Below are 12,071 nucleotides of genomic sequence, written 5' to 3'. Positions count from 1 at the left end.
CATCTTATTCACTATTCTTTTTCTCGCAAACGGTTGGCTTTTCAACTTTCTGGCGTTAACCTGAGGTCTCATTTCGCTTTTCTTGAAGCTTACGGACCTCTCACATGTTTGAAAATATCACTGCTGCACCCGCCGATCCTATTCTTGGTTTAGCCGATCTTTTCCGCAACGATGACCGCCCGAATAAAATCAACCTTGGCATCGGTGTCTATAAAGATGAAACCGGGCAAACGCCGGTATTAACCAGCGTTAAAAAAGCCGAGCAGTACCTGCTGGAAAACGAAACCACGAAAAACTATCTCAGCATTGATGGGCTGGCTGACTTTGCCCGCTGCACCCAGACACTGCTGTTTGGACAGGAGAGCACCATTGTTAGCGCAAAACGCGCCCGCACCGCCCAGACGCCAGGCGGAACCGGTGCCCTGCGCGTAGCCGCCGATTTTTTAGCGACGCAAACCAGCGCAAAACGCGTCTGGATCAGCAATCCCAGCTGGCCAAACCATAAAAACGTCTTCAGTGCTGCCGGTCTCGAAGTATGCGAATATGATTATTATGATGCAGAGAGCCATCAGCTCGATTTTGACGCGATGCTGGCAAGCCTGCGTGGTGCTAAAGCAGGAGATGTAGTGCTGTTTCACGGCTGCTGCCACAACCCAACGGGTATTGATCCTACCGCAGAACAGTGGGCCCAGCTGGCGCAGCTGTCAAAGGCAAGCGGCTGGCTGCCGCTGTTTGATTTTGCCTATCAGGGCTTTGCGCGTGGTCTGGAAGAAGATGCAGAAGGCCTGCGAATTTTTGCTGCCTGTCATGAAGAACTCATCGTCGCCAGTTCATATTCCAAAAACTTTGGTCTTTATAATGAGCGCGTGGGTGCCTTTACGCTGGTCGCAGCAGATGCCAGCGTAGCCGATACCGCTTTCAGCCAGGTTAAATATACTATCCGCGCAAACTATTCTAATCCTCCGGCGCATGGTGCCGCCGTTGTTGCCACCATTCTTGGTAATGATGCGCTGCGTGCGATTTGGGAGCAGGAATTAACGGATATGCGCCAGCGCATTCACCGCATGCGTCAGCTGTTTGTGAATACGCTCCAGGAAAAAGGCGCTAACCGCGATTTCAGCTTTATTACTCATCAGAACGGGATGTTCTCTTTTAGCGGGCTGAGTAAAGATCAGGTGATTCGCCTGCGTGAAGAGTTTGGCGTTTATGCAGTGAATTCAGGACGTGTTAACGTAGCTGGCATGACGCCAGATAATATGGCCGCCCTGTGCGAAGCAATCGTTGCGGTTTTATAAAACGATAACGTAAAAAATGGGCCTGCGGGCCCATTTTGATTATTCAGATTAAAAAAGGATTACTGATACGCTCACGGCCTAAAGTGGATATTGGCCCATGACCGGGAATGAAGGTGATATTATCGCCAAGCGGCAGCAGCTTATTTTTAATGGAATCAATCAGCGCCTGGTGGCTCCCCTGTGGGAAATCTGTACGACCTACGCCGCCGTTAAAAATAACGTCGCCGGATATCAATAACCGCCCGGCACGGTGGTAAAAAACAATATGACCGGGTGTATGGCCAGGGCAGTGCAAAACTTCCAGCGTCGCATTGCCAACCTGTACCGTCTCCCCTTCTTCCAGCCAGCGATCGGGCGTAAGCGGCGCGCATTCCGCAAGACCAAACATTTGGCTTTGCGTTGGCAGAGCTTCCAGCCAGAAGGCATCGAGTTTATGCGGCCCGATAATTTCTACGCCATAATAAGCGGCCAGCTCAGCGGCAGCCCCTACATGATCCAGATGACCATGGGTAAGCAATATGGCGGTTATCGTGACCTTCTTCGCTTCAACCTGTTGTTTAATGAGTTCCGCATCGCCGCCGGGATCGACCAGCGCAGCCTCATGCGTTTCACTGCACCAAATTAACGAGCAGTTCTGCGCAAATGCCGTTACGGTAATAATATGATAATCCATAAAGCTCCATGACCCGCACAGCTGGCGGGGTTCACTGCATTACCAGTGGCGCACCGGCCCGGTATCAATATGCACAAAGTTACTACGTGGATAATATCCTACACCACCAGCGCGCATTTTTAGCGCCGCTTTGCGTATATTACTCAGAGAAATCCCTTCAATATGAAAATCCATCGCCTGGCCAAGGGTATGATAGCTATGTTTTGCTACCCCACTGCGCTTGCTTTTGCCGCGCAGCATATTATTGGTGGCTAAAGAGCGATAACCCGAAATAAGCTGAATGGGTTTACGATTTTCCAACATTGTCTGTAATCGATAAAGCTGATCAAACAGCCTGGGATCGATGTTTTTAACTTTGTTTGCCCGATAATCGCGGAAAAAGTGATTCAACCGCGCCAGCTCATCCTGATCGTAACTTTGCCCATTAAAAAACTCGGTTTTCAGCGTTTCACCGGTATGAAGATTGTTCAGCGTAAGGATACGAGGACGGGAAGTCGAAACAGAGGCAAGAGCTGAGCCTGGAAGTAGCGCAAGCCCTGCTGCTGCACCACCTAAAACCAGCAGCTTACGACGTTGTGGATCAAAATTAGCCATAAATTGCGTTTACCTGAGAAAAGAAAGCGAACCGTGCAAAAAGTACACAAGCCCGCACCTTAACCGCCACTCCGAATGACGTCAAGGTAGTAAACGGCAGTAATGTGAGAATAAACGAAATTGCAGGCGATAACCCGACCGCCAGAAACAACCGACAGTCGGGAAAAAGTTTACTGAATCAATAATTAAAGCAGGAGTTGGCCCGCCTGCGCCAGAATACGCGTGCCTGACTGCGCAGGGGTATCGTAATTGTAAATATCTGTGCGGAACTGTGTCTTGCCGTCATCCGCTACCCAGGCTGTGAGATAAAAGAGATTTACCGGGACATGATGGCGAACAGGAACATAGCGCGTATCGCCCTGCTGTAAGCTACTGGATATACGCGCCTTATCCCAGCCTGCATTCTGCAACAGTAAACTGGCTAATTCCGAAGCCTTATTTACCCGCACGCAGCCAGAACTCAGCGCGCGAATATCTTTCTGGAAAAGATTATGGTTTGGCGTGTCATGCAAATAGATAGCATCAGAGCTGGGCATATTAAATTTAAAACGTCCCAGCGAATTATGCGCGCCCGGTGCCTGACGTATGCGATAGGGGAATGTGGCTGCTGAGACCATACTCCAGTCAATCATGCTGGGATCGATAACCTCCGCATCATTGCTCCAGCCGGAAAGCAAGGTATAGCCATGCTGATAAAGATAAGAGGGATCGCGTTTAACTTTGGGAATAATATCCTGGCGTACCAGCGTAGTAGGCACATTCCACGGCGGATTTAGCACCACATTATTTAACGCGCTGCGCATCAGCGGCGTTTTACGGTCGGGGCGCCCTACAATCACGCGGGACGATAGGATTTCATTGCCGTCCGCGTAATAGACCAGCGAATAGTTGGCGATATTCACCATGATGCCATTACGCATATCATCCGGCAGCAGGCGCAAACGCTGGATGTTCAGCGCCAACAGCGAGGCTCGCAGCTGCGGCGACACATTAAGCCATTCGCGCGTGCGCGGACCAATTGCCCCGTCTGCTTGCAGGCCCTGCCAACGCTGAAAACGCTTTACCGCCTCAATCAGCGTGGGACCATAAATATTGTCGTTTGTCGCCACCGGTTGTGAAGAGGCGACACTGCCCGGCGCATCCGGCGTGGACGCTGGCATATCAGCCACAGGTGTTGCAGAAGGGCTTACCACAGCCAGCCGATCGCTCTGTGGGGGATTGGCGGCTTCCGCATCCTCATTCGGCGCTGGCGCGTCATGCTGCGCCGCCAGCATGCCGGTACGCTGCAGGATCTCTTTTAACGCCGGAACATCATCGCTGATCTGCCCGGGACGCAGCGTCTGTTTATCTTTTAGCTGCGGCCAGGGATGGTTATCCGCCAGTAACTGCTTCAACGCGTTATGCATTGGGGTATATTGAGGATGCTGCGGAACTAACGAGTTTACGAAGTGAGTCAACTGCCCGGCGTCAACCGCCGCCAGCCACTGGTTGGTAACCGAAAGCGGCGGCAGCGCCATTTTGTAAGGCACGCGGCTATAGAGCCAGCTTTCACCCTGCTTCGGCACGTTAGCAACAAATTGCAGGTAGCCCAGCATCGCGTCCGATAAAACAATATCGCGCGCCATACCGGTGATTTCAGGATCGGTTAACAGCTCTACCCAGCGGGTAAACTGCGGCTGAACCCCAGAAATTGCCACTTCCGCCAGCTGCTGCTGGAAGTGCTGCACCGCTTCTTTTTCCTGCCAGACAGGCTGCATCTGGCGGGCAGCATATAGAGATGCCAGCGAGCCGGTGTAAAAAGGCTTAACGCCCTGCGGCAATGCGGCCAACATTTGCTGTTGTCCTGCCGCCGCGCTCATGGATTCACCGGCTCTTTCTACCGGCACGGCCGTAATAATTGCCGCCGCAGCGGTTGATACCTGTACCAGGCTGATTGCAACTGCCCAAGCCAGCGTTGTTTTCTTCAGTGCTTGATATTTTGCCAGCAACATCCTTGCCCCCTGCCTGCTTTGGTCCGAGGTTAACACACCCTCAGGACTGTTAATTATTATAATAAGTATATAAACGAACAACGGCATTTGTCTCATAGAGCAAATGCCGTTGGCTAGATTAAACGCGAGGCAACCGTTTTACTACATTTATACCTGCGTTTTTTCATCCTCCGACTGGTCCTGCTCCGTCCGAGACATCGTCGCGCCTGGCAGCGGATCGGCAGAGAAACCTCTCAGGCCAACCACATGCACATGTTCCGTATTGTTGAAAACCTTACGCACCAGTTTATAGGTGGTACCTTTTTCCGGGCTGATGTTTTCCGGGGCGGCGATAATCAGCTGCATCTCCAGACGTTCGCAAAGTTCAAACAGCGTCGCGATCGATTTGGCATCAAGGCGCGCGGCTTCATCAAGGAACAACAAGCGACACGGGCTGATATCTTTGCCGCGCAGACGACGCGCCTCTTCTTCCCAGCTCTGCACTACCATAACCAGAATTGACATCCCGGTACCGATCGCTTCACCGGTTGACAGCGCGCCGCTTTCAGCACGCAGCCAGCCATCAGAACCACGGTTAACCTCAACTTCCATTTCCAGATAGTTGCGATAATCCAGTAGCTCTTCGCCGATGGTTTGCGCCGTGCGCTGTCCCATATCGATCTGTGGATTGAGTCGCTGCCAGAGTTTGGCCAGCGCCTCGGAGAAGGTCAGCCGGTTGCTGTTAAACAGATCCTGATGCTGCTCATGCTGTTCAGAGAGGACATCCAGCAGCGTCGCATGGCTTTCGCGCACGTTAACATTCAGGCGCACGCTACGCACCTGACCAAAGCTCACGCTTTGCAGGCCCTGGTTAAGCTGGCGAATACGGTTCTGTTCGCGCTGAATCGTCTTGCGAATAATATTGGCCACGCTACGCGAACTGATAGCCAGCATCTGTTCACGCGCGGTCAACTCTTCAGTCAGACGGCTAAGCTCAATTTCCATCTGCTCGATCGCTTCAACCGGATCGTCGGTACGAATAATATCCTGGCGGATACGCTCGCGCAGATGCTGATAAACGGCGATAAAGAACTGAATCTTACGCTCAGGACGTTTTGGATCTTCAGAAAGACGCAGCACGTCTCGCAGATGTTCATTATCGGCAACCGCCAGACGCAGCGCGCCCAGCGCTTTATCCGACATTGAACGCAGCTCATCGCCGCCCAGATAGGCCAGTTCACGGCGATGCAGACGTCGCTCAACGCCGTTATCTTTCACCATGCGCATCACCGCGCACCAACCCGCTTTGGCGCTGACCACTTGCTCGCGGCTGATATGGTAATCGCGCTCCAGACGACGCAGTTTTTTCTGCAGGCCGTCCATTTCCGCTTCACAGAACGTTAGCTGTTTTTCCAGCTGGTTGCGCCGCGAACGGTTATGGCTAAGGGCATTGTGCAGCTCATCACGGCGGATTCTGGCGCGCTCCTCGGCGCTGGTATCGGCCTGGACGCCAATATCCTGCATCTCCTGCTGCAGCTCTTTCAGCATATCGCGCTTGGCATCCCAGGCGCTTTTTAACGAGGCCAGAACCTGTGAATACTGCGTTAGCTTCGCCTGATGCTCACGCAGCTGCTCACGCGCTCGCGCACGTTCCGCTTCCGCCTGCTCCAGACGCTGACGCAGTTTTTCATTCAGATCGCTGGTTCCGGTCAGCATACCGGCAGAGTCTGCATAGCCGAAATGGGCGCGACGCTGTACTACCTCGGTAATAGCAAACGCCTGCTGGCGCGCTTCACGCTGCGTCTGCTGCGCCTGCTGATAGTCTGCTTTTAACTGTTCATGCTGCTGCGGATCGCTCTGCAGTACCGACAACAGCGGCTCAAGACGAGCCAGATGATTGCCATGCTGTTGTACAAAGCGCGCCGCCTCCTGCGCTTCACTCATCAGTTCACGCAGTTCTTCGCAGCGATCCGCCAGCGTCTCATCAAGCAGCAGATTTACACGCGGTAACAGGCGGTTCAGCTGTGCAACGCCCTCTTTTGCCTGCTCAAACTGCTGACGCTGCTGCTGATTTTCGCTTTCGTGCGCATTGAGGGCACGTTCGATTTCGCTACGGCGCGCACTAAGCTGACGGATTTGCGCTTCAGGATCCTCTTCAAAAGCCACCGCCAGGTGACTGCCGATAAAGCGGCTAAAGGATTGATGCAAACGCTGGGTTTTCTGCACGTCAAAAGAGAGCGTGGCGTAAGTCTCTGCCAGTTGCTCGCGTTCAGCATGCAGCAGCTCCAGCTGCTTCTCTCGTGCGGCGCGACCGAACAGCGGCACTTTAGGGAAGCGGGAGTAACGCCACTGGCGCTCTGCCACCTTGACCACTACGGCTTTTTCCAGCTCTTCGGTGCTGAAAACGCTGTCGTCAAAAGATTGCGGATCCCCTTCGATCAGGTAGAGATCTTCCGGGCACTCTTCCAGGCCATCCAGCTGCTCGCGTACCAGCGAGAGGTCAGGCACCACGATGGCATGACGCGAAGGACCATACAGCGCCGAGAAATAAGGCGCATCCTCCAGGGTGACGTCGTCATAGATCTCTGACAGCAGCACGCCGCCGAAACGCTCAGCCAGCGCGTTCAGCCGCGGATCTTCAGAACCGCCGGGCTGGCTTAAGCGCTCAATCTGCTGTTCCGCTTCACGCTTACGCGCCGCCACCTCATCGCGCTCGACCGTGGTTTCACGCTCGCGCTCCAGCAGCTGCTGCATAAATTCGGTAACCTGCTGGCTGTTTTCCAGCGGCTGCCCGGTCTGTTCGCTAAGCTGAGTCAGGATCTCCTGCGCTGCCAGCCAGTGTGGCGCACGCGCCGTCAGCTGGCTGATACGTTCACGCAGCTGTTCCAGCTCCTGGCGCATCATCATGCGCTGCTCGCCGGCATCGGCTACGCTCTGCGAGAGCTGTTCAATTCGCGCTTCCAGCTCATGCTGCAGCGCTTCCAGCTCATGCGCCTCATACTGCTGGCCCTGACGCTTGCAAAATTCGTTCAGCAAACGCTCCGCTTCATACTGCTCGCGCAGGCGCTGTTCCATTTCCGACAAGCGCATCCGCAGCGATGGCAACTGCTCAGCCTGATGACGCTGGTTAGCCGCGTCGCGCAGCAGTTCCCGTCCGGTTTGCCAGGCTTCACTACGGCTGACCGGCCCGGCAATTTTGCAAACCAGTTCAAAGGCCTGCTCGAACTGACTGTGCGCCGCTTCGGCCACGCTCATTTTCTGCTCAAGCATCAGCAGATTTTCCGTGGCTTCCTGCTCACGCGCCTGGAAGGTTTCCTGCCAGCTTTCCGCATTATCGATGGTGAGTTCAGGCAGACGGCAAATTTCCTGCGCGCGTTGTAACGCCTGCAGCGCTTGCTGATACTGAATCGCACGCGTTTGCTGGACATCCAGCGCCTGCTGGTAGTCTGCCAGCTGGCTTTTCAGCTCATCAACTTCCAGTTCGGCCGCTTCCCGACGCGCTTCGTTCTCTTCCTGCACTTCACGCGCTTCGGCCACTACCTCATTCTGCTCTTCCAGACGGTAGGTTAGCTCATCAATATCGGCTTCGTAGCGTTCGATTTTTTCCTGTTGGCGCACCGCCGTCTGCACCAGGTTCAGGTGATCGCTGGCTGCCTGATAATCGGTTTCCAGGTCGCTTTCAGCAGCGCTGTGCTCCGCCAGCTCACGCGCCATTTCCACATGACGATACTGTTCAGCGGCCAGCTGTTTACGGCTGGCGAAAAGATCATTACGCAGCACCAGCGCGCCATCCAGATGGGTACGGCGTTCATTGGCGTGACGCATATAGTCCGCCGCCACATAGTTGGTGGCTTCAGAAATCAGGTGCTTAAACAGGTCACGATCGGACTGCGTAACGCGAATCGCTTCCAGCGTCATGCGGTTTTCCCGCAGCGCCGCTTCCATATCCTGAAACGCTTTACGCACGCCGCTGTTTTCCGGCAGCAGATAATCACGCAGCGAACGGGTGATGGCGCTGGAGATCCCGCCATACAGCGAAGCCTCAATCAGACGATAAAACTTGCTGCGATCGCTGGCGGAGCGCAGGCGACGCGCCACAATGCCCAGTTCAAACATCAGGCTGTGGTAATCGGTAATGGAGTTGTACTGTTTAAACTGCACCCCTTCCATTGCCTCAACGCGATCTTTCAGCTCGTTCAGCGGCAGGACGCGCGCCTGACGCGTGCCAACCGTTTCTGTAAGCATTTCAGTGGGATGCGTAGCAGTGGGCAGACCGTGAATACTAAATGGACGAATATCCACTTTTTTATCACGTCCGGCAACCTGCTGCAGACGCACCCCGACCACCACGCGCTGGTGACGTGAATTGACCACGTCCAGTACGGAGTAGCAGACGCCCGGACGCAGCTTACCGTGCAGACCTTTGTCACGCGATCCGCTGGTAGAGCCCGCCTCGGTGGTATTACGGAAATGAAGCAGCGTCAAGTCGGGGATCATCGCCGTAATAAAAGCCGCCATGGTGGTGGATTTACCGGCGCCGTTTCCGCCTGAAAGCGTGGTGACCAGGTTATCAAGCTCAAAAGTACGCGCAAAAAAACCGTTCCAGTTAATCAGCGTGAGCGAGCGAAACTTTCCGCGTTCAATCATTCCTCTTCATCCTCTGCCATGTCTGCCTGGCGCTGCTGGCTATCCGCTTCTTCTTCGCTGTTTTCCGTGGTTTCCAGCGTCATGGCTTCGCCGGTGCGAATCATACGCAGCTGCGCTTCGCGCGGATCGTCGCCGCTGCGAACATCGGCGCCAAAGCGAAAAACGGATTCCATAATGCGAAATTTACTGCTGTCGTTGCCCATGAACCACACCATGCCAAGACGGCGCAGACGATTAAGCGACGCGCGCATTTTTTCCTGCAGCTTCTGACGATCGAGATCCGACCCGGTGGAACGCTGATTCACAACCTTTAGCAGCTTCCCTTCATCCGCCAGGCTCACCAGTTCGTCATAGAGTTCCTGCTGGGTAAAAATCCCCTCGTTCGCCAGGCGTTCCGGGCTGAGATAGAGATAACAGAGAATTTTTCCCACCAGCATATCCAGCTCAGAAAGTACTGAACGTGGGATCAGCGTGGTAGAACGCGGACGTAAATAGAAAAAACCTTCCGGCGCACGCACCAGTTCAACGTTATAGCGCGCATAAAACTCTTCAAGGTATTCCTGGTAATCCATTAAAAAGGCATGGTTGTCCAGCTCTTCAATGCCGATATGTCGCCCCGCACGCAGCTGGCTGTCCAGCGCGGGAAAAAGCGGATTCGCCAGTGCCTGAGCCATTTTAACTGGCATCACTTGTTCAATATTTGTCGATGACATGTGCCTGCACCTTGGCTCCGTAATCATTAATGGGCTGCCATTGCGCCGGCAACCCGGAAAAATCAGCTTCCGCCACGCCTAAACGCACCGCCTGGTCGACGACAATGCGCGCCACGTCAAAATGACGGGCCCGTGGGTACTGCGCCAGATAATCCCGCATGACCTCACCGAGGTTAAGCGGTCTGTTTTCCGTTTTGTAAATCTGCAGCGCTTCTTCAATCATCGCTGCAAGCTGCTCACGGATTTCATTAAATTCTTCATACTCCAGTTCCGAAGGCAGCTCGCCGGTGACCTCTTCGTCACGCAGCGTCAGCTCTTCGTCACGCATATCAAACAGGCGATCGGCATTGGCATAGGTCAGCGCCCAGGGCTGATCAAAATAGTTCTGTACCGACTGACGCAAGCGCTGCGCAAAGACACGGTTTTTATCCATATCGATAGCGGTACGGATAAACTTATGGACGTGACGGTCATAGCCGATCCACAGGTCAATCGCCTGCTGGCCCCAGCTAATAATACGATCGAGTTTATTCTGCAGATCGAACACCAGCTTATCGACAAAACCAAGATCCGGGCTGCTGAGCGTAGCATCCTGAATGCGCAGCAGATTTGCCTGCAGCTTATCGCCCGCAGCTTCCAGCGTATCCTGCAGCTCGCGCAGCGTGCCAGACGTTTCCGAAAGCAGCAGTTCACAACTGGAGATAGCGGCGCGCCAGTCCTGATTTAGCAGCGCGGCGATATCGTTTTTAACCGACTGCTGTTGCTCATCCATCAGGCGCTGGGTTAAATCGATGCTGTCGAAAATCTCCGCCACCGAGTATTTCAGCGGCGCGAAAACGTTGCGGTGCCAGTGAAATTCGTCGCCATCCTCTTCCGCTGCATCCGCCGCCCGCTTCAACTCCTGGGCAACAATCGAAAGCTGCATAGAGAGACGCAGAGTGGAAAATTCACGCTGGCGGATATAGTAATCGGTAATACCGATCGCCAGCGGCGTCAGACGATAGATAGCGTTGCCATCCGCCAGTTCGCTGGTAAAGCGATTAAGCAGGCGCTGGCGCACCATATCGTTTATCGCATTATTGGCGCGTACCACTACGGTTTCATGGCTTTGCTCAAAAGCGTTACTGACGTGACGAAACGCATCGATCAATTCGCCCTCGCTCATTTCCCCATCCATGCGCTCGCTGTTTAGCGTGGCGATAGCCAGCAGAAACGCCAGACGTTCGGTGGGTAACGAAACGGAAAAATCGTTTTTCCGCGCCCAGGAGACCAGCTCCGGGACAGTCTGGGAAAAATCACTCATAGTAGGTCCTTCGGGCCGGGTTTGCGCGCCGTGACATGGATATACCGCCCCAGGCTGATAAAGGGTTCCTGGCGGCAATATTGGGTTTCTAATGCCAACAGCCGATCAAATTCATCTATTCGTCGTTGTTTATCGTGCATGTAATCGTGAAATACCCGAATGCCGGCGCGGCGTTCAATAATGAAGCCGCAGGATTGCAGCCACTGATAGACCTGTTGGGGATCGCGCGGATAATCAGGCGAAAGCGTTTTCTTTTTGCCTTTCTTCATGCCTACTTCCAGCCAGCCAAAATTGCCATGCGCCGCCGTACTTAATATCTGCCCGTGCAGGTTGTAAAACATCAACGATAATATGCCGCCCGGTGCCAGCGCTTCATACAGCGTAGCCAGAATCGCTTCAGGCTCGGCGACCCATTCCAACACAGCGTGAAACAATACCAGATCCGCTGGCTTATCCAAGCATTGCGCCACCTGCTGCGCGCTAATTTGTTTGAATTGCATGTTATCCAGCACATCCTGCTGCGCCGCATGTTCGCGGGCACGCTGCAGCATTTCACCGGATATGTCGCACAGCAATACCTGATGACCGCGCGCGGCCAGTCCGCAGGCAATTTGTCCCTGACCGCCGCCAACGTCCAGAATGTTCAGCGATCGCGCCGGTAGCGTCTCCAGCAACGCATCCAACTCCTGCCACAGGATAGCCTGACGAATACGCCCTTTGGTGGTACCGTAAATGTTTTGCGCAAATTTAAGGGCAATATCGTCAAAGTTACGATCCTGCATGCCTCAGCTCCGGGGATTGCTGTTTCAGGGCGCCTATTTTGTCATACCCCGCCGCAGAATGAACCTTTGATGCAGAGTCTGGCTATCAGATGAT

General features: G+C 54.0%; 8 protein-coding genes. 1 reads left to right on the top strand and 7 read right to left on the bottom strand.

The features are described 5' to 3' along the window. Positions 1-104: 104 nt before the first annotated feature. Positions 105-1,295 (top strand): amino acid aminotransferase, encoded by a 1,191-nt coding sequence (locus ACQE3Z_RS14020; protein WP_426974246.1) that lies wholly within the window; start codon positions 105-107, stop codon positions 1,293-1,295. Positions 1,296-1,338: 43 nt separating this feature from the next. Here ACQE3Z_RS14020 and ACQE3Z_RS14015 read toward each other — a convergent pair whose 3' ends face one another. The 7 genes from ACQE3Z_RS14015 to cmoM all read right to left on the bottom strand — a co-directional run bounded on the left by ACQE3Z_RS14015 (position 1,339) and on the right by cmoM (position 11,977). Beyond that, positions 1,339-1,968, bottom strand: a complete 630-nt coding sequence (locus tag ACQE3Z_RS14015) for an MBL fold metallo-hydrolase (RefSeq protein WP_426974245.1) — start codon at positions 1,966-1,968, stop codon at positions 1,339-1,341. A 39-nt stretch (positions 1,969-2,007) separates the two neighbouring features. Then, positions 2,008-2,562 carry a DUF882 domain-containing protein gene (locus ACQE3Z_RS14010; protein ID WP_426974244.1) on the bottom strand — a complete coding sequence of 185 codons (555 nt, stop codon included), beginning with the start codon at positions 2,560-2,562 and terminating at the stop codon, positions 2,008-2,010. Between the two features lie 185 nt (positions 2,563-2,747). Beyond that, complete coding sequence (ldtD, locus tag ACQE3Z_RS14005) at positions 2,748-4,553, bottom strand: L,D-transpeptidase (RefSeq protein ID WP_426974243.1); 1,806 nt, start codon at positions 4,551-4,553, stop codon at positions 2,748-2,750. A 147-nt stretch (positions 4,554-4,700) separates the two neighbouring features. After that, positions 4,701-9,179 (bottom strand): chromosome partition protein MukB, encoded by a 4,479-nt coding sequence (gene mukB, locus ACQE3Z_RS14000; protein ID WP_426974242.1) that lies wholly within the window; start codon positions 9,177-9,179, stop codon positions 4,701-4,703. After that, entirely contained in the window at positions 9,176-9,892 is a 717-nt protein-coding gene (gene mukE, locus ACQE3Z_RS13995) for a chromosome partition protein MukE (protein ID WP_085067410.1), read from the bottom strand. Before mukE ends, mukB begins: the two co-directional genes overlap by 4 nt. Then, positions 9,873-11,195, bottom strand: a complete 1,323-nt coding sequence (mukF, locus tag ACQE3Z_RS13990; protein WP_085067411.1) for a chromosome partition protein MukF — start codon at positions 11,193-11,195, stop codon at positions 9,873-9,875. Before mukF ends, mukE begins: the two co-directional genes overlap by 20 nt. Continuing rightward, the gene (gene cmoM / locus ACQE3Z_RS13985) at positions 11,192-11,977 is read right to left on the bottom strand and encodes a tRNA uridine 5-oxyacetic acid(34) methyltransferase CmoM (protein WP_250652271.1); all 786 of its coding nucleotides are present in this window, start codon (positions 11,975-11,977) and stop codon (positions 11,192-11,194) included. The genes mukF and cmoM overlap by 4 nt, the downstream gene beginning before the upstream one ends. Positions 11,978-12,071 lie beyond the last annotated feature (94 nt).

Origin of the sequence: Pantoea sp. FN0307 (assembly GCF_050113815.1) — a bacterium.
Classification (GTDB): domain Bacteria; phylum Pseudomonadota; class Gammaproteobacteria; order Enterobacterales; family Enterobacteriaceae; genus Mixta; species Mixta alhagi.
The sequence above is the reverse complement of the archived record's forward strand: the minus strand, read 5'-3'. Positions and strand labels throughout refer to the sequence as shown.